Annotated in this window: 1 pseudogene; it reads left to right on the top strand. The window is 50.8% G+C overall.

What is annotated here, in order from left to right:
* Positions 1-13: 13 nt before the first annotated feature.
* Positions 14-260, top strand: a pseudogene (locus tag AACR09_RS16225) (hypothetical protein); the annotation flags it as partial.

Genomic DNA, 260 nt, shown 5'->3' with positions numbered 1-260 from the left:
TGTGGAAGTCACTTTGACGTTCAGTAAAGCGGTTAAAGGAGACACCATTCAAGCGACGCTTGCGGGTGCAGCAGTATCAGGTTTCACGATGCAAGGAGATGCTAAGACGTGGAAAGCAGAGGTGGCTTCTTTGGCAGACCTGGGTGATACAGTGCTTAGTGCAATCCTAGCCGTCAGTGGTTTTGGGGACGACTCGGGTAATACGGTGACGGTGGACCAACAATATACATTGCCAATCACGCCAACATTGACCATAGCCG

The sequence above is a fragment of the Vibrio sp. OPT20 genome (assembly GCF_963889365.1).
Classification (GTDB): domain Bacteria; phylum Pseudomonadota; class Gammaproteobacteria; order Enterobacterales; family Vibrionaceae; genus Vibrio; species Vibrio splendidus.
The sequence above is the reverse complement of the archived record's forward strand: the minus strand, read 5'-3'. Positions and strand labels throughout refer to the sequence as shown.